Origin of the sequence: Polymorphospora sp. NPDC050346, assembly GCF_040655695.1 — a bacterium.
Classification (GTDB): Bacteria; Actinomycetota; Actinomycetes; order Mycobacteriales; family Micromonosporaceae; genus Polymorphospora; species Polymorphospora lycopeni.
On sequence record NZ_JBFAKM010000003.1, the window covers coordinates 153154 to 176942 of the forward strand.

At 74.7% G+C, this 23789-nt stretch carries 18 protein-coding genes and 1 riboswitch; of the genes, 12 read left to right on the top strand and 6 right to left on the bottom strand.

The features are described from left to right. Positions 1 to 106: 106 nt before the first annotated feature. Positions 107 to 421, bottom strand: a complete 315-nt coding sequence (locus AB0I42_RS05060) for an SMR family transporter (protein ID WP_357534310.1) — start codon at positions 419 to 421, stop codon at positions 107 to 109. A gap of 114 nt (positions 422 to 535) precedes the next feature. Beyond that, a riboswitch (guanidine-III (ykkC-III) riboswitch) is annotated at positions 536 to 606 on the bottom strand. Between the two features lie 274 nt (positions 607 to 880). On the opposite strand from AB0I42_RS05060, the gene AB0I42_RS05065 reads away from it, so the two are divergent. Continuing rightward, complete coding sequence (locus AB0I42_RS05065) at positions 881 to 1555, top strand: DUF1986 domain-containing protein (RefSeq protein ID WP_357534312.1); 675 nt, start codon at positions 881 to 883, stop codon at positions 1553 to 1555. 72 nt (positions 1556 to 1627) lie between these two features. Here the strand turns inward: AB0I42_RS05065 and AB0I42_RS05070 are convergent, their stop codons facing one another. Next, positions 1628 to 2764 (bottom strand): FUSC family protein, encoded by a 1137-nt coding sequence (locus tag AB0I42_RS05070; RefSeq protein ID WP_357534314.1) that lies wholly within the window; start codon positions 2762 to 2764, stop codon positions 1628 to 1630. Between the two features lie 142 nt (positions 2765 to 2906). Between AB0I42_RS05070 and AB0I42_RS05075 the strand changes: the two genes are divergently transcribed. After that, positions 2907 to 4088 (top strand): cytochrome P450, encoded by a 1182-nt coding sequence (locus AB0I42_RS05075; RefSeq protein WP_357534316.1) that lies wholly within the window; start codon positions 2907 to 2909, stop codon positions 4086 to 4088. Here the strand turns inward: AB0I42_RS05075 and AB0I42_RS05080 are convergent. After that, positions 4051 to 5259, bottom strand: a complete 1209-nt coding sequence (locus tag AB0I42_RS05080) for a glycosyltransferase (protein ID WP_357534317.1) — start codon at positions 5257 to 5259, stop codon at positions 4051 to 4053. The genes AB0I42_RS05075 and AB0I42_RS05080 overlap by 38 nt on opposite strands. Before the next feature lie 45 nt (positions 5260 to 5304). Continuing rightward, positions 5305 to 6168 carry a TauD/TfdA family dioxygenase gene (locus AB0I42_RS05085; protein WP_357534319.1) on the bottom strand — a complete coding sequence of 288 codons (864 nt, stop codon included), beginning with the start codon at positions 6166 to 6168 and terminating at the stop codon, positions 5305 to 5307. A 216-nt stretch (positions 6169 to 6384) separates the two neighbouring features. Between AB0I42_RS05085 and AB0I42_RS05090 the strand changes: the two genes are divergently transcribed. Both AB0I42_RS05090 and AB0I42_RS05095 read left to right on the top strand, forming a co-directional pair. Next, positions 6385 to 7845: a methyltransferase gene (locus AB0I42_RS05090; RefSeq protein WP_357534322.1), complete on the top strand. Its 1461-nt coding sequence runs from the start codon at positions 6385 to 6387 to the stop codon at positions 7843 to 7845. Between the two features lie 4 nt (positions 7846 to 7849). Further along, the gene (locus AB0I42_RS05095; protein ID WP_357534324.1) at positions 7850 to 9085 is read left to right on the top strand and encodes a glycosyltransferase; all 1236 of its coding nucleotides are present in this window, start codon (positions 7850 to 7852) and stop codon (positions 9083 to 9085) included. A gap of 41 nt (positions 9086 to 9126) precedes the next feature. Here the strand turns inward: AB0I42_RS05095 and AB0I42_RS05100 are convergent, their stop codons facing one another. Further along, positions 9127 to 9372 (bottom strand): hypothetical protein, encoded by a 246-nt coding sequence (locus tag AB0I42_RS05100; RefSeq protein ID WP_357534326.1) that lies wholly within the window; start codon positions 9370 to 9372, stop codon positions 9127 to 9129. Positions 9373 to 9463: 91 nt separating this feature from the next. After that, a complete protein-coding gene (locus AB0I42_RS05105; protein WP_357534327.1) occupies positions 9464 to 13570 on the bottom strand; it encodes an amino acid adenylation domain-containing protein in 4107 nt (1368 codons plus the stop codon). 360 nt (positions 13571 to 13930) lie between these two features. Between AB0I42_RS05105 and AB0I42_RS05110 the strand changes: the two genes are divergently transcribed. From AB0I42_RS05110 to AB0I42_RS05145, 8 genes are read left to right on the top strand one after another with little or no spacing between them, the layout of a single operon-like run. Beyond that, on the top strand, positions 13931 to 14950 hold the full coding sequence (locus tag AB0I42_RS05110) for a polyprenyl synthetase family protein (protein ID WP_357534329.1): 1020 nt from the start codon (positions 13931 to 13933) through the stop codon (positions 14948 to 14950). Continuing rightward, a complete protein-coding gene (locus tag AB0I42_RS05115; RefSeq protein WP_357534330.1) occupies positions 14947 to 16008 on the top strand; it encodes a UbiA family prenyltransferase in 1062 nt (353 codons plus the stop codon). Before AB0I42_RS05110 ends, AB0I42_RS05115 begins: the two co-directional genes overlap by 4 nt. Before the next feature lie 11 nt (positions 16009 to 16019). Continuing rightward, positions 16020 to 17729, top strand: a complete 1710-nt coding sequence (locus AB0I42_RS05120; protein ID WP_357534332.1) for a prenyltransferase/squalene oxidase repeat-containing protein — start codon at positions 16020 to 16022, stop codon at positions 17727 to 17729. Next, complete coding sequence (locus AB0I42_RS05125) at positions 17726 to 18997, top strand: NAD(P)/FAD-dependent oxidoreductase (protein ID WP_357534334.1); 1272 nt, start codon at positions 17726 to 17728, stop codon at positions 18995 to 18997. The genes AB0I42_RS05120 and AB0I42_RS05125 overlap by 4 nt, the downstream gene beginning before the upstream one ends. Continuing rightward, positions 18994 to 20001, top strand: coding sequence for a histidinol-phosphate transaminase (locus tag AB0I42_RS05130; RefSeq protein ID WP_357534336.1), 1008 nt, complete (start codon positions 18994 to 18996; stop codon positions 19999 to 20001). The genes AB0I42_RS05125 and AB0I42_RS05130 overlap by 4 nt, the downstream gene beginning before the upstream one ends. Then, the gene (locus tag AB0I42_RS05135) at positions 19998 to 21356 is read left to right on the top strand and encodes a glycosyltransferase family 2 protein (protein ID WP_357534338.1); all 1359 of its coding nucleotides are present in this window, start codon (positions 19998 to 20000) and stop codon (positions 21354 to 21356) included. Before AB0I42_RS05130 ends, AB0I42_RS05135 begins: the two co-directional genes overlap by 4 nt. A 7-nt stretch (positions 21357 to 21363) precedes the next feature. Further along, positions 21364 to 22545 carry a nucleotide disphospho-sugar-binding domain-containing protein gene (locus AB0I42_RS05140; RefSeq protein WP_357534340.1) on the top strand — a complete coding sequence of 394 codons (1182 nt, stop codon included), beginning with the start codon at positions 21364 to 21366 and terminating at the stop codon, positions 22543 to 22545. Next, the gene (locus AB0I42_RS05145; protein WP_357534341.1) at positions 22542 to 23717 is read left to right on the top strand and encodes a cytochrome P450; all 1176 of its coding nucleotides are present in this window, start codon (positions 22542 to 22544) and stop codon (positions 23715 to 23717) included. Before AB0I42_RS05140 ends, AB0I42_RS05145 begins: the two co-directional genes overlap by 4 nt. Positions 23718 to 23789: the final 72 nt, after the last annotated feature.

Sequence of the window (23789 nt, forward strand, 5' to 3'; positions counted from 1 at the left end):
GCGGCCGGCGCGGCCGCCCGGGACGCCCGGAAGATTGACAACGGCTGTCCACCGATCGGTGGACAGCCGTCGGCACGTCAGTGGACGCTGGTAGCGGGCCGGTTACTCAGTGGAACACCTTGAGTCCGACGACGCCGGCGACCACCAGCAGCAGGCAGGTGATCCGGGCGACGGTCACCGGTTCGCCCAGGGCGACCATCCCGACGATGGCGGTGCCGACGGCACCGATGCCGACCCAGACGGCGTAGCCGGTGCCGATCGGGATGTCGCGCAGGGCGAGGGCGAGCCCCGCCATGCTGAGCACCAGCGCGACCGCGAAGACCAGCGACGGTACGGGTCGGGTGAAGCCGGCGCTGCGGCCCAGCGCGATCGCCCACACCGTCTCCAGGATCCCGGAGATCACCAGTAGCAGCCATGCCATGTCTATTCCGTCCTTTCCGCGCGGGTCGGCCCCGGTCGCGGCCGTACGGCCCGGGCACGCGTCGGCGGCGGGGCGGAACGGGAGGAGAAAGGTGCGGCGGAGGCCGTGATGGGTTGCGTGTCGTCTTCGCACCACCGGGTACGACACGCGGCTCGTCCGGGGCGACCCGCCAGATCGGGCGCCGCTTGCCACCCTAGCCGACCGGGGTGGCCGGCGGGCCCATGGTGGCTGGGCTCACCACACCGGCACGCAAGTCGGCAGCGGCGGGACCGCACCATCCGAAAACAAGACTATCGATACTTGTGAATGCCACGGACCGCTCCTAGCGTGATGCCTCAGGCCGGCAGTCATCCGTTCGCCGGCAGTGAGACCCGGCGGCGCGGATCGCATCGAATCCGTCCCGCCGTCGGCCCGACCGCCCCGGAACCCCGGGTGGAATCCCTCGGTAAGGAGCCCGTCTTGCGCATCCGACTGACCCTGGCGATCCTCGCCACCGCACTCACCGGCGCCCTCGTCGCCCCCTCCGTCGCGGCCGCCGCGCCCGCGCCGATCATCGGCGGCGGCACCGTCGCCTCGGCCCCGTGGGCCGCGGCGGTGTTCCAGAACGGCTCGTTCGCCTGCTCCGGCTCGCTGATCCACGCGAACTGGGTGCTCACCGCCCGGCACTGCCTCGGCGGCACAATGTCGGTCCGGGTCGGCAGCGTCTTCTACGGCTCCGGCGGCCAGACCCGTACGGTCTCGGCCACCTACGGCCAGAATGACGTCGCCCTGCTGAGGTTGAGCAGCGCGATCACCAGCCCGTCGGTGGTGACCCTGGCCAACGTGAACCCGCCGCTCAACTCCACGAACCAGATCTACGGCTGGGGCCGTACCTGCACCAACTGTGCCCCGTCGTCGCAGTTGAAGACCGCCACCGTCGGCGTCACCTCGCTCAGCGCCACCGACGCGTACGGCGGCCCGGCCATCCGCAGCAACCGCGGCAACGGCGTGGCCTGGCAGGGCGACTCCGGCGGCCCGCAGTTCTACAACGGCCAGCAGGTCGGCGTCTGCTCGACCGGCAACGGCAGCACCCTCCAGAACTACGCCTCGGTGGCGGCCAACCGGGCGTGGATCACCAGCATCTCCGGCGTCTGATCAGATTTCCACCACCGCCGTGCCGGTCATCCACAATGGATGGCCGGCACGGCCGCATCGCGGGGTCCGCGGTCAATCGTCGCCGTCGGTGACCGCACCGCCGGCCGGGTCCAGGGCGGCGTGCGCGGCGGTCTCCTCCAGCCCGGAGGCCAGCATCAGGTCGACCGCCACCGAACGGACCTGCGCCGCGATCGCGGCCGTCGACAGCCCGACCCCGGCGGCGTACACCTCGCCGGCGAGCTGGGCGGCCCGGACGGCGTGCCGGCGGCCGTCCACCGACTCCCGTCCCCGGTCCAGGTCGTCGTGCAGGGCCCGGACCGCCGCCGCCAGCTCGTCGAGCGCCTCGGCCAGCACCGGCGGACCCGCCTCCCGGGTACGCAACGCGGCCCGCTGCCGGCGGGCGAGCACCCGCGCGTTGCGTACCGCGTGATCCAGGTGCGGCGCGGCGGTGACGTACATGCCGAGCGCCGACTTGTCGCCCCAGCGGATCGGTGACACCGCGACCGTCTCGCGGGCGCCGGCCAGCGCGTCGGTCAGCTCCTGCAGCAGCGGCTCGGTGGCCCGCAGCCCGGCCAGGGTGGCGTCGGCCGCCGCCGGGTCGGCCTCGCGCAGTGCCCGGCCGGTCGCGGTCAGCGCGTCGGCGAGGGTGGAGAGCACCGGCCCGACCGCCCGGCCGACCGTGGCCAGCGGGTCGCCGGGCAGCAGCAGGGCGTGTACGCCGAACGCCACCGCGCCGCCGATCAGCGCGTCGAGCCAGCGGGTGTAGTAGATGCCGCCCGACGGCGGGTAGAGGGTGGCGATCAGCACCGCCGACGCCGCGGCCTGGTTGATCAGCAGGGCGCCGCTGCCGAGGAACAGCGCCGCCCCGACGGCCAGGCCGACCACCAGCGCCAGTTGCAGCGGGCCGGCCCCGAACAGCACGATCAGCAGGTCGCCGACGAAGATGCCGACCGCGACGCCGACCACGAGTTCGACGGTGCGGCGCAGCCGCTGGCCGGCCGAGGCACCGAGCACCAGCACCGCCGAGATCGGCGCGAAGAACGGCATCTCGTGCCCCATCACGTACTGGGCGAGGAACCAGGCGAGGCCGGCGGCGGAGCCGGCCTGGATCATCACCCGCCGGTGGGTCCAGACCCGGGCACCCCGGGTACGCAGCACCTCCGGGGTCGACCAGCGTCGCCCGGCGTTCGTCTCAGCAGCCCCACGCACCCTGACACGCTACGGCCGACAGCGCCCCGACCAGCACCGATACCCGGTGTCAACCCGATCACAAACCCGGCCGTACGGGCGCTCCCGCCGGCCGGACCGGAATCGTATGCTTCAATTCCTGGCGCCGCCTCGAGGGGAATCCATGACGACCGGTGAACAGTTGCGCAGCTATCCCTTCGAGCCGTTCCACGGCGACCTGCCCGACGAGTTGCTCAAGATGGTGCGGACCGAGCCGGTGAGCCGGGTGGAGCTGCCGGGCGGCCGCCCGGCCTGGCTCGTGGTCGGCTACGACGAGGTCTGCACGGTGCTCGCCGACCCGCGCTTCACCCGGCACGGCGACCCCTACCCCACCGGCGGCGGCGGAGACGGCGGCGGCTGCCCGGTCCGGGAGCTGAGCATGAACGGACCGGCGCACACCAGCCTGCGCCGACTGGCCGCCCGGGCGTTCACCGCCCGCCGGGTCGAGGCGTACCGGCCCCGGGTGCAGCAGATCACCGACGACCTGCTCGACGAGATGGTGGCCGGCGGCAGCCCCGCCGACCTGATCGCCGCCCTGGTCGCCCCGCTGCCGGTGCGGGTCATCTGCGAGGTGCTCGGGGTGCCGCTGGCCGACCGCGACCGGTTCGCCGAGTGGACGGCGGCGATCCTGGCCATCGCCGGGCAGGACTCCCCCGAGGCGGTCCGGGCCGTCGCCGAACTGCGCGCCTACCTCGCCGGGCGGCTGGCCGCCAAGCGGGAGCGGCCCGGCGACGACCTGTTCTCGGCGTGGCTCGCTGCGCAGGCCGACGACGAGCTCAGCGACGAGGAGATCGTCGGGCTGGCGGTCGGCGTACTCATCGGCGGACGGGAGATCAACTCCACCAGCGCCGGCCTGCGCGCCCTCTTCCTGCACCCCGACCAGCTCGACCGGCTGCGCGCCGACCCCGGGCTGCTGCCGTCCGCGGTCGACGAGATCCTGCGGTGGACGTCGGTCAGCCCGATGTTCCTGCCGCAGACCGCGGTCGGCGACGTCGAACTGGCCGGGCACCTCATCCGGGCCGGCGACACGGTGATGGCGGTGCCGTGGGCGGCCAACCGGCACCCCGACGTCTTCCCCGACCCCGGCGCCTTCGACATCGGGCGCGCCCAGAACCCGCACCTGGCCTTCGGGCACGGCCCGCACTTCTGTCTCGGCGCGGCGCTCGGCCGTTTGCAGATCGAGGTGGCGATCGGCACCCTGCTGCGCCGGTTCCCCGGCCTGCGGCCGGCGGTCCCGCTCGAAAAACTGCCGTGGCGGCAGGAGCGGGTCAACTGCGGGATAGCGGAGTTTCCGGTCGCCTGGTGAGGTCGGGCAGCACCGACTCGACCGCGTCGGCGGCCCGCTCGACCGAGGTCGCCGCGAGCGGATCGGGTACGACCGGCGGCCGGTCGTCGATCGCCGCCCGGATCGCCGCCGCCACGGCCTCGGGGGTCCACTCCCCCTCCGGCAGCCACCGGCCGACGCCGTACGCGGCCAGCCGGCGGGCGTTGTCGGGCCGGTCCAGCCCGGCGGCCATCGCCACCTGCGGGGTGCCGGCGGCCAGCGCCCGGCCGAGGGTGCCGATGCCGCCGTGGTGCACCACCGCGGCGACCCGGGGCATCACCGCGCGGAACGGCAGCTTGACGAACCGGTGCACGTCCGGCGGCAGCGGGTCGGGCACCAGGTCGCCGTGCCGGACGGCGAGCAGGGCCGGCCGCCCGAGCGAGCGGATCGCGTCGACGGCGGTGCGGTAGAAGCGGCGTTGCAGCAGCCGCCCGGTGCCGCCGGTGACCAGCACCGGCGCCACGTCGCCGGAGAGCAGTTCGCGGGCCGCCGGCGGGATGTCGCCGGAGGTGTCCTCGTCGGCGAGCACGAACCCGGCCAGGTCGGTGCCGGCCGGGGCGGGCGGGCCGGCGGCGTCGAACCAGGCCGGCCACAGCCCGACGTACTGCCGGGCCGACGACATCCAGGCCGGCCAGTCGGTGACCGGGCCGAGCCCGATGCCGGCGCGGGCGGTGTCGACACCGTCGGCAAGCACCTCACGGTAGATGCCGGCGACGCCGGGCAGCGCCATCAACTGGAACGGCGAGGCGGCCAGGCAGACGGCGGGCGCGTCGAGCGCCTCGGCGGCGGTGAGCACCGACTGCCCGGAGATCGGCGCCCCGACCAGTACCGTCTGATGTGGACGGTGCAGGCGCAGCATCTCCCGGCACTCCAGCAGGAACTGGTCGAACAGCCCGGTCCGGTCGAAGTGGCGGCGGAACTCGGAGATGTCGGTCTCGTCGAACTGGCCGGCGGCGTCGGCGAGGTAGCGCTCGTACTCCGCGACCGTGTCGACGGGCACGAAGTCGAGCCCGGCGCGGTGCACGGCCCCGCGGTAGTAGGCGTGGGTCAGCACCGTCACGTCGTGCCCACGGCCGCGCAGCGCCCGGCCGACCCGGACGAACGGCAGCACGTCGCCGTCGGTGCCGTGGATCACCATCAGGATCAGGGCCACCGGCGGCCTCCACCCGTCGCGGCGGGCCGCCCCGACCGGCCGTGGTCAGTAGTTCTCAACGGCGTTGACCCGGGCCGGCCAGTACCGCTGGCCGGGCGGCGCCTGGTAGTGCTCCCACCGCGGCTCGCCGCCGGCCGGCGCGTCGCCGAGCACGGTGACCCGCTGCCCCCGGCGGGGCTCGTCGTAGTCGTTGACCGCGTAGTGCTGGGTGACCCGGTTGTCCCACACCGCGACGTCGCCGGCCCGCCAGCGGTAGCGGCAGACGAACTGCGGGCCCTCGGAGAACTCGAAGAGGTATTGCAGCAGCGCGTCGCTCTCGTTGCGGGTCAGCTGCGGGATGTGCGACGTGAAGAGGCGGTTGACGTACAGCGAGCGGCGGCCGGTCTCTGGATGCACCCGGACCACCGGGTGCTCGGCCCGGCTGGCGAAGTCGCTGCCGCCGATGCGGATCGCGTGCACCGCGGTGAGCCCGTCCAGCAGCTCGCGTATCGGCGCGGAGAGCCGCTCGTAGACCAGATACTGGTTCGTCCACATCGTGTCGCCGCCGGTGCTCGGGCACTTGACCAGATGCAGGATCGAGCACAGCGGCGGGTTGGCGTGGAACGTCATGTCGGTGTGCCAGACGTCGACCTTGCCGCCCCGCTCGGAGTCGATGATGACGATCTCCGGCTGCCCGTCGAGCCGGGGCAGGTAGGGGTGCAGCTCGACCTCGCCGAACCGGCGGCCGAAGTCGACGTGCGCCGCCGGGGTGAGGTCTTCCTGCCCCACGATGAAGATCACCTGGTACGTCAGCAGCAGCCGCTTCAGCTCGGCGAAGACCTCGTCGGTCAGCTCGGTCAGCCGTACGCCGTGGATCTCGGCACCGAGCGCGCCGGAGATCGGCCGTACGTCGAACATCGGTTTCGACATTCCCGCCTCCGAACCCGTCGTGGTGGTGCCGTCCGTGGGCGCATCATTCCACGGCCGGACGGCCGTACGCCAGAGTCGCAAGGGGCGCCCACGGCGACCTTGACGGCACCGCGCGGCGGCTGCAAGCATCGATCGCAGTTGCTGCCGGCCGCGCGTCCTGGCGCCGCATCCTGCCGCGTTGCGGACGGACGCGTTCCTGACGGGAGAAGCCCCGCGTTGATCAGCCACGCCGTCCTGACCCCGTGCCTGCCCTACGACGACCCGGACGCCGCGCTGCGGTGGCTGGACCGGGCCTTCGGGCTGGCGCACACCGGAGCCGGCGCCGGCCCGGCCGTCGTCACCGCGGGCGGGATCCGGGTGGCCGTCGAGGCCCGCCGGCCCGGCACGCCGCACGTGGCCGTACGCCTGCTGGTCACCACCGGCCACGTCGACGAACTGCACGGGCGGGCGGTCGCCGCCGGCGCCCCGGTCGTCGACGGACCCGACGACGCCGGCGCGTTCACCGTCGCCGATCCCGGCGGTCACCTGTGGACGTTCGCCCGGCCGGCCGGACCAGACCCGGCCGACGACGCCGCTCCCCCGGCGCCGGCCGGGGCCCTCCCGGTGACCGCCGACGGCGCCGCGTCGCCGCAGGAACGGCTCGGCCGGCTCACCGACCTGGCCGCCCCGTTCGCCGTACGGGTCGCGGCGACGCTGCGCCTGGCCGACCTGATCGGGTCCGGGGTCACCCGCCTCGACGCGCTCGCCGGGCAGGCCGGCGCCGACCCCGACGCCCTCGGCCGGCTGCTGCGCTACCTGGCGCACCGCGGACTGTTCACCGAACCCGCCCCGGACGTGTTCGCGCTGACCGAGACCGGGCGGCTGCTGGGCGAGGACGGCGCCGGCGGGCAGCGGAGCTTCCTCGACCTCGAGGGGCTCGGCGCCCGGATGGACCTCGCCTACATCGGCCTGCTGCACGCCGTACGCACCGGCGAGGCCGGGTACGCGGCGGTGCACGGCCGCAGCCTCTGGGAGGACCTCGACGCCGTACCGCACTACCGCCGGTTCTTCGACAACCTGATGATGAGCCAGAACCATCTGACCGCCCCGCAGGTCGCCGCGCTCTACGACTGGAGCGGCGTCGGCCGCGTCGTCGACGTCGGCGGCGGCAGCGGCGCGCTGCTGGCCGAACTCCTGCGGACCCACGGCCACCTGCGCGGCACGCTGGTCGACCGGCCCGACCCGGCGGGTACGACCGCGAGCCGGCTCGCCGGTCACGGTCTCGCCGGCCGGGTCGAGGTGGTCCCCGGTGACTTCTTCGCCCCGTTGCCGGCCGGCGGCGACGTCTACGTGGTCGCCCGCGCGATCACCGACTGGAACGACCGCGACGCGACGGCGATCCTGCGCCGCTGCGCGGAGGCGGCCGGCGACGGCGGTCGGGTACTGATCGTGGAGGTGCTGCCGACCGAGCCGCACGTGCCCCATCTGTCCCCGTTCGACCTGCAGATGCTGGCCGTCGTCGGCGGCCGGGAACGGACCCTGACCGACTTCGAGGCGCTTGTCGCCGCCGCCGGCCTGGCGGTCACCCGGGTCCTGCACGGGCGCGGGGGGCTGGCCCTGATCGAGTGCGCCACCACCCCGGCCAGCGGCGGCGGGGCGGACGCCGGTGACCCGGCGGCCCTGAGCACCGCCGGCTGACCGCGTGCGGATCCTGCTGACCTGCCAGCCGATCACGTCCCACCTGGTGCCGGCGCTGGTTCCGCTGGCCCACGCGGCGGCGGCGGCCGGCCATCAGGTCGCGGTCGCCACCGCCGGCTCGATGGCCGACGAACTGCGCCGGCACGGCGTCGCCCACCTGCCGCTGCCCCGGGTGCCGGGCCTGGCCGAGCTGCGCACCGACCCGGCCCTCGCCGACGAGTTCGGGCTGCCGAAGGTGCTGATGGCGCCCGGCAGCCGCACCGTCGACCCGGCCGTCGCCCGGCAGATCGCCCGGGCGTACGCCGGACCGGTCGCCGGCCGGTTCGCCGCCGAACTGCTGGCGGCGGCCCCGGACTGGCGCCCCGACGTGATCGTGCGTGAGCCCGCCGAGTTCGGCGGCTATCTCGCCGCCGAACGGCTCGGCATCCCGCACGCCACCGTCGACATCGCCCCGTACGCGCTCACCGAACTGCCGGTCGTCCACGACGCCCTCAATACGCAGCGGGTGGCACTCGGTCTGCCGCCGGTCGACGATCCCCGGCACCCGCACCGCCACCTGCTCGCCGCCCTGCTGCCGCCCCGCTGGTACCCGCCCGACCTGCGGCTGCCGACCGCCCGGCACTACCGGGTGCCCGTACCCGAAGGGGAGCCGGCACCGGCCGGCGGTCCTGGCGGAGACCCAGGCCGCCCGCTGGTGCTGGTCAGCCTGGGCTCGCTCGCGCTGACCCTGCCCGGGATGGCCGAACTGCTGCCGGTCATCGTGCGGGCACTGGGCACCCTGCCGTGCCGGGCCGTGGTCACCCTCGGCGGCCAGGCACACCTCGCCGGGGCCGTCGGGCCGGTGCCGGCGAACGTGACCGTGGTGCCGTACGTGGCACAGGCCGAACTGCTCGCCCGGTGCGACCTGTTCGTCACCCACGCCGGCTACAGCGCGATCCGGGAGGCGGTCGCCGCCGGGGTGCCGATGGTGGCGCTACCGGTCGTCGCCGACCAGCCCGCGAACGCCGCCCGGGTCGCCGAACTCGGCCTCGGCCGGACCCTGCCGATCGAGGACCTGACGGTCGAGGCGACCGCCCGGGCCTGCGCCGCCGTACTCACCGACCCCGGCTACCGGAACCGGGTCACCGCCCTACGGGAGGAGTTGCGTGCCCTGCCCGACCTCACCCGGCTGGTCGCCGACCTGACCGCCCTCACCCGCTCGCCCCCACTGGCCCGGAACACCGGGACAGTGCGACGCTGACCCCGTGGACGACAGTCGCGTGGCGTGGCCAGGACGGGCCGCTAGTCCTTTCCGGGCAGTGGCTGCTGCGTCGTCGCGCCGGGGGTCCGGCCGGCCGGCGGGTATTCGCAGTCGAGCGCGGTCGGCTCGCGGTCGCCGTCCGAGCCGTCGTCCACGACCAGGGCGGTGCACACCCGACCGTGCTCGTCGGTGAACGTGACGACCTCGCTGTCGTCGGCGCAGCCCACAAGGGACGCTGCGACGGCGACGCCGAGGAGTGCGGCGGCGAAACGTCGGCGGAGAGACACGCCGGCAGTCTATGGCAACCGGCCACGCCCGGCCCCGGCCGACGCACGGTGCCGGACCGGGCGCCGAACCCGACCGGCGGACGACGACGGGTCAGCGGGCCGGGCCACCGGTGGCGGCCGGCAGCACGGCCGGCGGCCTGGACGGGAGGGCCGCCAGGTGTTCGGCGAGCATCGGGCCGATCTCGGCGATGGCGTCGGGCCGCATCATCCGCTCGTGCCGGCAGGCGATGTCCCGGTTGTCGATCCGGCCGTCGACGTACGGCAGCCAGGTGTCGACGGTCTGCAGCAGTTCGGGCCGGGTCAGCGTCGCGGAGAAGAAGAGCAGGTCGCCGTGGAACCGGTCGGGGTCGAAGGCGCGTACCGCCGCGAGGTTGTTGGTGGTGACCTCGACCAGGGCGGCGATGGCCTCGTCGGACCAGTCGACGAGGGCGCCGCCGGTGGCCCGGATGACGGACAGGACCCGGTCGAGGTCGAGCGGGCCGCCGTCGAGCAGGGCGGGGTCGTAGCCGAAGTCGGCGAGGACGACGTTGAGGATCCGCCGCCGCTCGATGTCGGCGGCGACCGGGCTGTGCAGGTGCGGGTCGGGCGGGTAGGCGTCGAGCACCGCCAGCAGGTCGACGTCCTCCCCCCGGTGCTGTAGTTCGGTGGCGGTCGCGTACGCCAGCAGTCCGCCGAGCGACCAGCCGAGCAGGTGGTAGGGCCCGGTGGGCTGGACGGAGCGGATGTGGTTGGCGCAGTCGGCGGCCATCTGCTCGATGGTGCGCGGCGGCTCGCCGGGGCGGGCGAGCGCCGGCGACTGGATGCCGTAGACCGGCCGGTCGGTGCCGATGTGCCGCAGCAGGACCGAGTAGCACCAGCTCAGGCCGGTGATCGGGTAGAGGCAGAACAGCGGCGGCGCGGTGCCGGTGGCGCGCAGCGGCAGGACGACGTCGAGGGCGCTGTCGCCCCATCCGGTGGCCGGCCCGCCACCGGCGGTCGCCGGTGTCCGGTGGGCGGCCGCGTCGGGGCCCTTGCCGGTGCCGCCGGCACCGGCAAGGGCCGGGTTGATGCCACCGGCACCGGCGAGGAGCGGGTCGGTGCCGAGGCGGGCGGCGAGGCCGGCGACGGTGGGCGACTCGAAGACCGCGCGCAGGTCGAGCCCGACCCCGAAGACGGTGCGGATCCGGCTGGCCAGCCGGGCGGCGCGCAGCGAGTGCCCGCCGAGGTCGAAGAAGCTGTCGTCGACACCGACCATCGGCAGGTCCAGCGCCTCGGCGAAGAGTCCACACAGGACGACCTCGTGCCGGGTGCGGGGCGCCCGGCCGGCGGCGGCCACGGCCGGCCCGACGTCGGGCAGTGCGTGCCGGTCGAGCTTGCCGTTGGGGGTCAGCGGCAGGGCGGCCAGCACGGTGAGTACCGCCGGCACCAGGTGCGCGGGAAGGGTCTCGGCGAGGCGGGCCCGTACGGCCGCCGGGTCGACCGTGTCGCGGCCGGCGGTCGGCACCAGGTAGCCGACGAGGTCCTGGTCCCCGGTGGCGTCGGCGCGCAGGGCGACCGCCGCCTGGGCGACGTCGGGGTCGGCGGCCAGGGCCGCCTCGATCTCGCCGAGTTCGATCCGGTGCCCGCGCAGCTTCACCTGGTCGTCGGTGCGTCCGATGTAGACGAGTTCGCCGTCGGGGCGGCGCCGCACCAGGTCGCCGGTGCGGTACATCCGCGCCCCGGGCGGCCCGTACGGGTCGGCGGTGAAGCGCTGCGCGGTCAGGCCGGGGCGGCGCAGGTAGCCGTCGGCGAGCTGGACTCCGGCGAGGTACAGCTCGCCGGGTACGCCGTCCGGGGCCAGTCGCAGGAACGGGTCGAGGACGTAGGCGGCGGTGTTCCACGCCGGCGCGCCGATGGAGACGGGTTCCGGGCCGGGGACGCACCGGGCCGCGCTGACCGCGACCGACGCCTCGGTGGGGCCGTACAGGTTGTGCAGTTCGGCGTCGAGGACCCGGTGGAACCGGGCCACCAGGTCGGTCGGCAGTGCCTCGCCGATGCACAGCACCCGGCGCAGGTCGTGGCAGCCGGCGGTGGCCGGTTCGCGCAGGAAGAGCTGGAGCATCGACGGCACGAAGCCGGCGGTGGTGATCCCCTCGGCGCGGATCAGGTCGGCGAGGTGGCCGGGGTCGCGGTGCCCGTCCGGGCGGGCCAGTACGGCGGTGGCGCCCACCAGCAGCGGCCAGAAGAACTCCCACACCGACACGTCGAAGCCGGCCGGCGTCTTGACCAGCACCCGGTCGCGCGGGGTGAGGGCGTAGCGGTCCTGCATCCAGGCGAGGTGGTTGACCAGGCCGCGGTGCGCGACGACGACGCCCTTCGGCCGGCCGGTCGACCCGGAGGTGTAGAGGACGTACGCCGGGTCCCGCTCGTGTGGCGGCCGGGCCCGCTCGGCGGCGGTGAGGGCGGTGCCGGACCGCCCGGTGAGGCTCGTGAGCGTCGCCGGGTCGTCGACGACCAGCACGCGGGCCGGGTCGGGGCCGCCGGGGATCGTGTCGCGGTGGGCGGTGTCGGTCAGCAGCAGGGTGACCCGGGCGTCGCCGAGCAGGTAGGTGATCCGTTCGGCGGGGTCGCCGGGGTCGACGGGCAGGTAGGCGGCCCCGGTCTTGAGTACGGCGAGCATCGCCACGACGAGGTCGGCCGAGCGGGGCAGGGCGAGGGCGACGACGGCGCCCGGGCCGGTGCCGCGGGCGAGCAGTTCCCGGGCGAGCCGGTTGGCGCGGGTGTCGAGTTCGCGGTAGTGGACGGCCGCCCCGTTCGCGGTGACCAGGGCGACGGCGTCGGGGGTGGCCGCCGCCCGCGCCTCGAACAGGGCCGGCAGGGTGCCGGGCGGAACATGGTGGGCCGGGCCGGCGCTGCGGGCGAGGACGGCGGCCCGCTCCGCGGCCGGCATCAGCCGTACGTCGCGCAGCCGCAGGCCGGGCCGGGTGCAGACGACGTGCAGGACGCGGCGGAACCGCTCCTGGACGGCGGTGAGTTCGGTGTCGTCGTAGCGGGCCGGGTTGGCGACGAAGTCGATCCTGGGGTCGGCGCCGCCGGGGGTGCCGTAGACGTCGATGGAGAGGTCGTCGACGGGGCCGGCGCCGAGGGTGCGGTCGAGGGTCGGGTGCGGGCCGAAGAGCGGCCGGTTGTCGAACGCCATGACGTTGACCGACGGGCCGAGCAGTTGGCCGGCGTCGGCGGTGAGTCGCAGGTCGGCGCGCAGGTCCTCGAGGCGGTAGCGCTGATGGCGCAGGACGAGCCGGATCTGGTCGGCGGCCTGCCGGGTCACCTCGTCGACGGTCATGGCTCCGGTGAGCCGCAGCCGTAGCGGCAGGACGGTGGTCATCATGCCGGCGGTCTCGCGGGCGTTGCGGCCCCACCGGCCGGTCATCGGGAAGCCGAGGACCAGGTCGGGTTCGCCGGTGGTGCGGAAGAGCTGGATGGCGGTGGCGGCGACGAACAGGGCCGGCCACGAGTCGCGGTTGGCGGCGACGCGCAGCATCTCCACGTCTGTCGTGGACAGGTGCAGGGTCCGCCGGTGGGCCAGCGGCGAGGCCGGCGCCGTACGGGCGGCGAGGCTGGCCGGCGCCCGCCGGCCGGCGAGGTATCCGGTCCAGAAGGTGCGGTCCTCGGCGTGGCGGTCGGAGTCGCGGTAGGCGGCGTCGTCGGCGAGTTGCCGGACCAGTGAGCCGGCCGGGGCCGGGCCGGCCGGTGCCCCGGTGGTCCGGGCGGTGTAGAGCTGGCCGGTGCGGCGGGCGACCAGCGCGGTGCCGTAGCCGTCGAGGATGACGTGGTGGGCCCGCTGGTAGTAGTAGAAGAAATCGTCGGCGATCCTGATCAGTGCGGTGCCGAATAGCCGACCGGTGGTGAGATCGGTCGGGCGCGCCATTTCGGCGGCCATCCACGAATGCGCGGCCACCTGCGGGTCATTGGTGTTACGCACATCTACGTAGGACAGATCAATGGTGGCCCGGTCGGATATCACCTGCCACGGTTCGCCGCCGTCCTCGCCGAATTTGAGGCGCAATGCCTCGAATTCCGTGGCGGCCCGGGTGGCGGCCCACTCGAAGGCGGCGCGGTCGAGGTGACCGTGGATCTCGAGATATCCGCCAATGTTCCAGGCCGGGCTGGTGGGCGCCAACTGCTGGGCGAACCAGACGCTGGACTGGGCGACCGACAGTGGCCGACGCGGGCCCGACACGATCATCCACCTCGCTGGCACGGCATCCCGGCTGGCATGGTCGGCAACGCTATCAGCAGGTTGCCGGCTACCGCGAGCCCCCGATCGGACCGTACCGGCGGGGTCGAACCGGACCCTGGACGGTAACGGTGGGTTGGTGGCGGTCGATGCTAGTTGTCGGCTTTCTCCGCCAACTCCGACTTTCCGACAACGCTGGGTGATCATCGGATCGGTACCGGGCCGGATCGGGGACGCCGGATATGAACGCTGTGTTACCCATCAACCAGTGTCTTTACCGGCAGATGAGGCGGTGGTAGCGTCCCTATCCCGCGGTGATATTTCCTCGGACAGCGGCAATTCCGCTCGCAGGGGCCTGATGTCATGACCATTGTTGCCAGCACAGATCCGCTCGACTTCACGGGGAAGCTGTCCGCCAGCCACAGCGGCCGCCTTTTACGTGACCGGCTCGGGCAAAGGTGGCCGGAATCGGCCGACCGCCTGTCCACGATGGTGCGTCACGCGCTGCTGCCCGCCGGAAAGCTGATCCGGCCGATCATGGCGTTGGAGTCGGCCGTCGCCGCCGGCGGCCGCCCGGAGCCGGTGCTGCCGGCCGCGCTGGGGCTGGAATACCTGCACGTCGCGACACTGGTCCACGACGACATCATCGACGGCGACGCGACCCGGCGGGGGCGGCCGACCGTGTCGGCGGCGTACGGCACCCCGGACGCCATCGTCACCGGCGACGCGCTGATCTTCACCGCCTTCACCGCGATCGTGGAGTGCCGGGCCGGCGGGGTGCCCGCCGACCGGATCGTCGCCGCCGTCGACGCGCTCGCCGGGGCGGGTTCCGACCTGTGCCGCGGCCAGGTGCTCGAGGCCGGACTGGCCGGCGACCCGGCCGGTGCCGCGACGGAATACCTGGAGATGGTCCGACTCAAGACCGGCGCACTGTTCCGGGCGGTGTGCCAGATCGGCGCCCTGCTCGGCGGCGCGGACGCCGAGCGGGCCCGGCTGCTCGCCGGCTACGGCGAGAGCGTCGGGATCGCCTTCCAGATCCGCGACGACCTGCTGGCCTACACCTCCGACGCGGCGACGATCGGCAAGTCGACCACCAGCGACCTGGCCAACGGCCGGCCGACGCTGCCGGTGCTGCTCGCCCACCGGGCCGGCGGGCCGGCCCAACGCCGGCAGCTCGCCGAGGCACTGAGCCGGGGCTGCGCCGACCCGGCGGCGCTGGCCGGGGTGCGCGACATCGTGCGCGCCACCGGGGCGCTGGCCGCCGCCCGGGACGTGGCCGCCGAGCACGCCGGCCGGGCCCACCGCCGACTGTCCACACTCGACGAGTCGACGGCCCGGGACACGCTGGCCGCCATCGCCGGCTGGGCCGCGGTGCCCGGATGACGGCCGTCACGGGGCGCCGGCACACCACCCTGATCGCCCACGTGCAGACCTGGCGCCCCTACACGCTGTGGTACGTCGGCCTGCTCGGCCTCGCCGGCGCCGGCCTCGGCGGTGGCGACCGGGACTGGTGGCGGCTGCTCGCCGCCTGGGCCACCCCCACCATCGGCTGGATCGGCGGACACTACCTCGGCGACTACTTCGACCGGCGGCTCGACGCGATCAGCAAGGCGCACCGGCCGATCCCGTCCGGGCGGCTGCGCCCGCAGGCGGCGCTCGGCTGCGGCGTGGCGTGCTTCGTCGGGGTCGGGGCACTGGCGATCGCCGGCGGCCTCGGCACCGGACTGGTCGCCGTGCTCGCCGCGATCGGGATCGTCGCGTACGGCAAGGGGCTGAAGGCCCGCGGGCTGTCCGGCAACCTCGCCCGTGGGGCGCTCGGCACCCTCGCCATGCTCTACGGCGCGCTGGTCGTCGCCCCGGTCGGCTGGTGGCCGCTGGTCGCCTTCGCCGTCGCGTTCTGGGCGCACGACACCGCGTCGAACCTGGTCGGCACGATCCGCGACATGGCCGGCGACCGGGCCGGCGGCTACCGGACCGTACCGGTGCGGCACGGCGACCGGATCGCGGCCGGCATCGCCCTGCTGTTCTACCTCGCCGCCGTGGCCGCCGCCGCGGTCGGCGGACTGGTCCGGCCGGTCGACTCGCCGCTGACCGGCGGGCGGGGCGGCTACCTGGCGCTGCTCGCACTGACCGCCGCCGTCGGGTTCGCCGCCTTCGCGACACTGCTGCCGCGCCGCGACCAACTTTCGATACGGACCGCGTTGCGGGCCCACGAACTGCTCGTCCTGGAACGGATCGGCTTCGCCGGGGCGGCCATCGGGCTCGGCTTCGGGCTGCTGCCCGCCGTCGTGCTGGTCGTACCGGCGCTGACCGTGAGCTGGTGGACCCAGGCCCGGATGCGGGCCGGCTACGAGCTCGGCCCGCCCGCTCCCCCGGCCGGGGCCGCCGGCCCGTCCCCCGGTGTCCCGCCCGCCGGGCAGGTCACGTCCGATCCGTCCTGAAGGGAGCGCCGATGCCCCCCGTACCCGTGGACCGCGTCGCCGCCGCCGTCGCGGCCGGTGCCGAGGAACTCTTCGGCCACCAGCGCCCCGACGGCGCGTTCACCGACCATCCGCCGGCGTCGGTGCTCGGCACCGCGGGCGCGATCACCGCTCTGCACGCCGCCGACCCGGCCGGCTCGGCGGAACTGGTCCGCGGCGGCGCCGCCTGGCTGCGCGCCGCGCAGGGCGCCGACGGCGGCTGGGGCGGGGTGCTCGGCGCCGACAGCGAGGTGGTGCCGACCGCGGTCGCCGCCGCCGCGCTGCGCGTCGTCGCCGGCACCGGTGACCCCGAGACGGACGCCGCGGTCGCCGCCGGCCAGCGGCGGCTGGCCGAGTTCGGCGGGGTGGCGGCGGTGACCGACCGGGCGGTGGCCGTACTCTGCCAGCAGTTCCAGGCCCTCGCCGGTTTCCCGGAGGCGCCGGCCCCGCGCCGGCTGCCGCTGGAACTGGTGCTGTTCGACGGCGTACGGCGGGACCGGATCTCGTTCCGCACCGCACCGTTCATCGGCATCGCGCTGCTCCAGGGCGCGACGATGCCGACCGGCGCGCTGCGCCGGGCGACGCTGAAGCTGGCCCGGCCGGCCGCGCTGCGCCTGCTCGAGGCGATCCACGAGCACGAGGGGCGCACCGGCGCGTTCAGCGAGGACCCGTGGCCGGCGGCCCTGGTCTGCCTGGGCCTGGCCCGCGCCGGCGAGGCACCGCACCTGGTCGAGGCGATCGCCGGCTTCCTGCGCCGGGCCGTACGCCCCGACGGCGCCTGGGACGCGGTCACCAACCTGGACCTGACCAAGTCGGCGTTCGCGCTGACCGGCCTGGTCGCCGCCGGGTACGCCGCCGACCCGCGGCTGGCCGCGACCCGCGAACTGTTCCACCGCACCCAGCAGCGCAACCCGTTCCCGGTCTTCGACTGCCCGGCCGGCGGCTGGAGCTTCTCCGGCGCCGACGGCTGGCCGGTGACCCTGGAGTCGGCCGAGATCGTCGCCGGCCTGGCCGGGCTGCCCGGCGCCGCCGACGACCCGGTGCTGCGCCGCGGCGTCGGCTGGCTGACCGAACGCCAGGACACCCGCGGCTCGTGGAGCCTGTGGGTACGCGACACCAAGCTCGCCAACGACGGCCCCTGCCCGGCGATCACCGCCCAGGGGGTCGTCGCCCTGCTCGACGCCGGCCACACCCCGGACAGCCCGCCGGTGGCCCGGGCCGTCGAATGGCTGCGGACCGCGCAGCGGCCGGACGGGTCGTACGAGAACCTGTGGTACCGCGACCACACCTCCGGCACCGCGATGGTCCTCGACGCGCTCGCCCGCGCCGGCCTGGCCGGTGACCCGGTCGCCGTACGGGCCCGGGACCGGCTGCTGGCCGCCCAGCGCGACGACGGGTCGTTCGGCCCCGGCGACGACCGGCCCGGCTCGGTCGAGGAGACCGCCTGGGCGGTCCACGCGCTGCTCGCCGCCGGGCTACCGGCCGACGACGAACGGATCTCGCGCGGCGTCGGCTGGCTGCTGGACGCCCAACTGCCCGACGGGTCGTGGCCGGCGACCCGGCTCTGCGTCTACATCCGGCACCACATGCACTACCCGAACTCGATCATCACCCGTGGGCTGGCGCTGCGTGCCCTGGCCGCGCACCGGGCCGCCGCGACCGGCGCCACGCACGGCACACCGACCCCGGGGACGCGGGCGTGACCACCGACGTCGTCGTCTGCGGCGCCGGCGTCGGCGGGCTGGCCAGCGCCCACGCGCTCGGCGCGCTGGGGCTGCGGGTGCTGGTCGTCGACCGGCAGGACGGCCCCGCCGACGTACCCAAGGGCGAGATCCTGCAACCGGAGTCGGTACGCGTCCTCGACGCGTTCGGCGCGCTGCCGGCCGTGCACGCCGGTGGCGCGGTCCCGGTGGCCCGGCTGGCGATCCGCGACCCGGCCGGCCGGGCACTGCTCAACCTCGACTACGCCGACCTGGCCGGCGACCACCGGCAGATCCTGTGCACCGGCTACCCGAACGTGCTCGACGCCCTGACCGGCGTGCTCGGGCCGGGCGTGGAGGTGCGGCGCGGCGTCACCGTCACCGGGGTGCTGCGCGACGACACCGGCCGGATCGCCGGCATCCGGGCGGTACGCGACGGCCGGCCGCACGACATCGCGGCCCGGCTGGTCGTCGCCGCCGACGGGCTGTCGTCGAGGCTGCGGGCCGACGCCGGGCTGACCGCCCGCCGGCAGGCGTACGACCACCGGCTGGTCGCCTTCGACCTGGCCGGGGTACGCGTCGACGACGAGGTGACCGCGTACGCCGGCGACCGGGGGCTGCGCCTGGTCTACCCGCTGCCCGGCGGCCGGTGCCGCCTCTACGTGCAGGTCGAGCCGGACGAACTGCGCGGCGGCGGCGACCTGTCCGACTGGTCGGCGGCGGTGCTGGAAGGCACGCCGGCGCTCGCCCCGCTCGCCGACGCGCTGCGCGCCGCGCTACGGACCCGGCAGATCCTGGCCGTGCACCGGCTGCGCGCCCCCCGGCTGTCCACCCCCGGGCTGGCCCTGGTCGGCGAGGCGGCGCACGCGGTCCACCCGATGGCCGCGCAGGGCATGAACAGCTCGCTGGTCGACGCCGAGACCCTGGCCCAGCGGGTCGCGGCCGCCGGCACCGACCCGACCGCGCTGGACCGGGCGCTGCGCGAATACCACGCCGCCCGGCTGCCCCGGCTCGACCACACCGCGACCGTCAGCCACAACGCGTCGCGGATGCTGACCACCACCACCGGCCTTCCCCAGGTGCTCGGGCGCCGGATGATGCGGCACACCTCGGCCAACCGGCGACTGCTGCGGATCACCACCGGCAACCTCGCCGGGGTCGGCGTACACCGGCTGACGGCCCTCGACCGGCTCCACCAGTTCGGCCTGCTGCCCGACCCGCGCGCGAACGACCGTCCCCGACAACCCGCGACCGAGAGCGAGACCCGATGACCACCCCCGTCGACCTGTCGATGAACGAGACGCCGTACCCGCCGCTGCCGAGCGTGCGCCGGCTGGTCGAGCAGGGGGCCGGGCAGCTCAACCGGTATCCCGACCACGCGTCGAAGGCGCTGGTCGGCGCGATCGCCGGGCACCTGGACGTGCCGCCGGAACACGTGCTGGTCGGGCCGGGCTCGGCCGGGCTGTGCCAGCACGTCATCGCCGGCCTCGACCGCACCCGTGGCGAGGTGCTGCACGCGGCGCTGTCGTTCGAGGCGTACCCGCTGCTGATCGCGAACGGCGGGGCGCGGCCGGTGCCGGTGCCGATGGACGGCTTCCGGCACGACCTGGCCGCGATCGCCGACGCGGTCACCGCCGACACCCGCGCCGTGCTGCTGTGCAACCCCAACAACCCGACCGGGGCGGTGCTGCACCGCGCCGAGGTCGAGGCGTTCCTGGACCGGATCCCGCCCGAGGTCGTCGTGATCATCGACGAGGCCTACCGGGAGTTCGTCACCGACCCCGACGTGCCCGACGGGATCGACCTCTACCGGGGGCGCGACAACGTCTGCGTGCTGCGGACCTTCTCGAAGGCGTACGGGCTGGCCACCCTGCGGGTCGGCTACGCCGTCGCCGGCGCCCGGGTCGGGGCGGCCAGCCGGATGGCCGGCATGGTCTTCTTCCCCGGTGGGCTCGGGCAGGCCGCCGCGGTGGCCTCGCTGGCCGCCGACGCCACCGCCGAACTCGCCACCCGGCTCGCCGACCTGGCCGCCGAGCGACGCTGGCTCGCGCAGGCGCTGACCGGGTACGGGCTGCCGGTCGCGCCGAGCGAGGCCAACTTCCTGTGGCTGCCGGTCGGCGACGGCTCCGCCGGGTTCGCGCAGCGGCTGGGTGAGGCCGGCGTGCTGGTGCGGCCCTATCCCGGCCACGGCGTACGGATCACGGTCGGCGACCGGCCGGCGAACGAGCGGCTGCTCGCGGCCGTACGTGAGACCACGGTCAGCCCGGTGCCGTGACCACCACACCTGAGAGGAACCTCGTGACCGCCGACGACCCGCTGCTGACCGTGGTGGTGCCCGCGTACGACAACGGGCACCTGCTCGACATGACCCTGCACTCGCTGACGCTGCAGACCCTGCCCCGGGACAGGTTCGAGGTGATCGTCGTCGACGACGGCTCGAACGTGCCCGTCGAGCCGGTCGTGGCACGCTACGTCGACCGGCTCCCCCTGACGTACCTGGCGAACGAGGTGAACCGGGGCCGCTCGGTGACCCGCAACCGGGCCATCGCCGCCGGCCGGGGCGAGATCGTGCTGTTCCTCGACGCCGACCAGCCGGCGCATCCGACCACGCTGGAGCGGCACCGCGACTTCCACGTCGGCCGTGGCCTGCGCCCGACCGTCCTGCTCGGCCGCAGCCTCGCCCTGGACTGGGGGGCGATCGACGCGCTCAAGCGCGGCGAGACGCCGGACCACCGGGTGATCGGCGACTACAACGAGGACATCCGCGACTACCTGCTCTTCGCCCCGAGCCGGCGCCGGGACTGGAAACGCGCCCCGTGGATCTACGGGCACACCAACAACGCGTCGGTCGACCGGGCGACCCTGGACGCGGTCGGCGGGTTCGACGAGAACCTGGTCACCTGGGGTGGCGAGGACAACGAACTGTTCTACCGGATCTTCCACCACCACGGCGACGACATCGACCTGTTCCACCTCGGCGACGAGGCGATCACCTACGACCTGCCGCACTTCCGGGTCATGCCGATGCTGATGTCGCAGCTCACCCAGAACGTGCGCTACCTGGCGCAGAAGCATCCCCGCTTCGACATGGAGTTCTTCGGCTACCCCGGCAACTGGGCCAACGTCGTACGGCGGATCATGCGCTTCGAGGACGCGCTGGCCGCCTGCGAGCGGCACGGCCTCGGCCGGGTCGACACCCTGCCGGCGCCGCTGCTGGCCGAACTGGAGGACCGGGACTGCCTGCTGATCGGCTACGGCGCCAGCAAGGTACGCCTCGGCGACGGTGGCCGCACGTTCGACTACGACGCCCCGCTCGGCGAACAGAACTGGCACCTGGCCGGGGTGGTGACCGGCCTCGAGGACCAGCGGTTCGAGCGGGTGGTCAGCGTCGACCTGTGGCGACTGTTCGCACCCGAGGAGCTGGGTGCGTTCCTGGTCGAGTCGGTGCGGATCGGCCGGCGGGTCGACCTGGTCAGGTCGGCGGCCCCGGTGACGCCGGCCGACCTGCTGCCGTTGCAGATCGTCGACGACCTGGAGTTCATCCGGATCACTATCGAGCCGTACTTCCGGGTGGAGGTGACCGAGGTGGAGGGGACCCGGACGGTGTCGCTGCTCGGGCCGCGCGGGTGATTCCGGCATGCGGGTCCTGATCAGCACGTGGGGCTGGCGGTCGCACTTCTTCCCGCTGGTCCCGCTCGGCTGGGCGCTGCGGGCGGCCGGGCACGAGGTGCTCGTCGCCAGCCAGCCGGCGCTGGTCGGGACGATCACCGCCGCCGGGCTGCCGGCCGTCGCCGTCGGTGCCGACCTGGACTTCGCCGAGGTCTTCGGCGGCCGGATCGGCCGGGTCGCCGACGGGGACGCCGACGAGCCGGCACCGGACTCGGTCGCCCCGATGATCACCGCGGACGGCGGCGTCGTCCGGTACGCCGACGCGATGCTCGACGCCCTGGTCGCCGCCGGCCGGTCGTGGCGGCCCGACCTGGTCGTGTACGAGCCGTACAACCTGGCCGGCCCGATCGCCGCCGCCGCCCTGGACGTGCCCGGCGTACGGCACCTGTGGGGGCCGGACTCCAGCACCGCGATCGGGATCGACGAGGACGGGATCATCGCGCCCCGGGCCGCCCGGTTCGGCGCCGGACGCGTCGACCTGGCCGGGGCGCTGACCATCGACCCGTGCCCGGCGCCGATGCAGGTGCCGCTCGCCGGGCCGGCGCTCCCGATCCGGTTCGTGCCCTACAACGGGCCGGCGGTCCTGCCGGGCTGGCTGCTCGACCCGCCGCGGCGCCCCCGGATCTGCCTGACCTGGGGCACGATGATGGCCGGCGTCGACCTGCCCGGCACACTCGCGTTGCGTACGGTCGCCGAGGCGCTGTGCGGGCTCGGCGCCGAGATCGTCGTCGCCGTCGACGCCGCCCAGCACGCCGACCTCGCCGGGCTACCCGCCGACGTACGGGTGGCCGACTCGCCGCTGGCCCTGCACCTGCTGCTGCCCGGCTGCCGGGCGCTGGTGCAGCAGGGCGGGGCCGGCACCACGATGACCGGGCTGGCCTGCGGGGTGCCGCAACTCGTCCTGCCGCAGGTCAGCGACCAGCATTTCAACGCCGTACGGCTGGCGGCGACCGGCGCCGGCACCGTCCTCACCGACGACGCGGTGACCGGCGAGCGGATCCGCGAGCGGGTCGCCGACCTGCTCGCCGCCGATCACTGGCGCGACGCGGCCCGGGTGGCGGCCGGCCGGGTGGCGGCGGCGCCGAGTCCGGCCGACGTCGTCGCATCGCTGCAGGAACTGGTCCACACCAGAGAGGTTGCCGCCGTATGAGCGTGTCGTATCCGTTCACCGCCCCGTCGATGCACGAGCCGGCGCCGGAGTTCGGCGAGCTGCGCGAGAAGTGCCCGGTCGCCGCCGTCACGCTGCCCGACGGCACGCCGGCCTGGCTGGTGACCAGGCACGAGGACGTCCGGCAGGTGCTGGTCGACCCGCGGTTCAGCCGGGCCGCGGCGACCGCGCCCGGTGGACCGGAGAGCGAACTGGGCGCGCTGACCTCGGAGTCGCTGATCGGGCTGGACCCGCCCCGGCACACCCGGCTGCGGCGACTGGTCGCCGGCGCGTTCACGCCGAAGCGCGTCGAGCAGTTGCGCCCCCGGGTCGCCGAACTCGTCGACGGGATGATCGACACGATGGAGGGGATGCCCCGCCCGGTCGACCTGGTCGCCAACCTGTCGATGCCGCTGCCCGTACAGGTGATCTTCGAGATGTTCGGGGTGTCGCCCGCCGACCGGGACCCGTTCCTGCGCTGGTCGGCGGCGCTGATGGGCAAGTGGGACCAGGACCCGGAACGGACCCGGGCCGCGCTCGACGGGTTCGCCGGCCTGATCGCCGCCAAGCGGGCGGCGCCCGCCGACGACATGCTGACCGCCCTCATCGCCGCCCGCGACGAGGAGGACCAGCTCACCGAGCGTGAGCTGGTGATGCTCTGCATCGGGGTGCTGATCGGCGGCCACGAGACGACCGCCAACCAGATCAACCTGTTCCTGCTCACCCTGCTGCGCGAACGCGACCGGTGGGAACGGCTGGTCGCCGATCCGGACGCGCTCCCCCGCGCCGTCGAGGAGCTGCTGCGCTACGTCCAGCTCGGCGACAGCGGTGTCGGGCAGGTCCGGCTCACCACCGAGGAGGTGACGCTCGGCGGCACCGTGATCCCGGCCGGCGCCGCCGTGCTGCCGGCGATGGTCGCCGCCAACCGCGACCCGGCGGTCTTCGCCGACCCCGACCGCCTCGACCTGGCCCGCGCCGACAACCCGCACCTCGGGTTCGGTGCCGGGGTCCACTACTGCCTCGGCGCGCAGCTGGCCCGGATGGAGCTGCAGGAGGTCCTCGCCGCGCTGCTGCGCCGGATGCCCGGGTTGCGGATCACCGTGCCGCAGGAGGAGCTGCGGTTCAAGTTCGGCATGGCCGTACGCAGCCTGGAGACGTTGCCGGTCACCTGGTGACGGCCCGGGTACCCCCTGGTTCTCCCGGGTACGGTTCTCCGCACCCGGTGATTACGCCGAAGTCGGGGGCCG

Coding starts and splice junctions, on each gene's coding strand:
- AB0I42_RS05060 (WP_357534310.1), bottom strand. CDS start 421: ATGGCATGGCTGCTACTGGTGATCTCCGGGATCCTGGAGACGGTGTGG.
- AB0I42_RS05130 (WP_357534336.1), top strand. CDS start 18,994: ATGACCACCCCCGTCGACCTGTCGATGAACGAGACGCCGTACCCGCCG.
- AB0I42_RS05085 (WP_357534319.1), bottom strand. CDS start 6,168: ATGTCGAAACCGATGTTCGACGTACGGCCGATCTCCGGCGCGCTCGGT.
- AB0I42_RS05120 (WP_357534332.1), top strand. CDS start 16,020: ATGCCCCCCGTACCCGTGGACCGCGTCGCCGCCGCCGTCGCGGCCGGT.
- AB0I42_RS05110 (WP_357534329.1), top strand. CDS start 13,931: ATGACCATTGTTGCCAGCACAGATCCGCTCGACTTCACGGGGAAGCTG.
- AB0I42_RS05145 (WP_357534341.1), top strand. CDS start 22,542: ATGAGCGTGTCGTATCCGTTCACCGCCCCGTCGATGCACGAGCCGGCG.
- AB0I42_RS05075 (WP_357534316.1), top strand. CDS start 2,907: ATGACGACCGGTGAACAGTTGCGCAGCTATCCCTTCGAGCCGTTCCAC.
- AB0I42_RS05140 (WP_357534340.1), top strand. CDS start 21,364: ATGCGGGTCCTGATCAGCACGTGGGGCTGGCGGTCGCACTTCTTCCCG.
- AB0I42_RS05115 (WP_357534330.1), top strand. CDS start 14,947: ATGACGGCCGTCACGGGGCGCCGGCACACCACCCTGATCGCCCACGTG.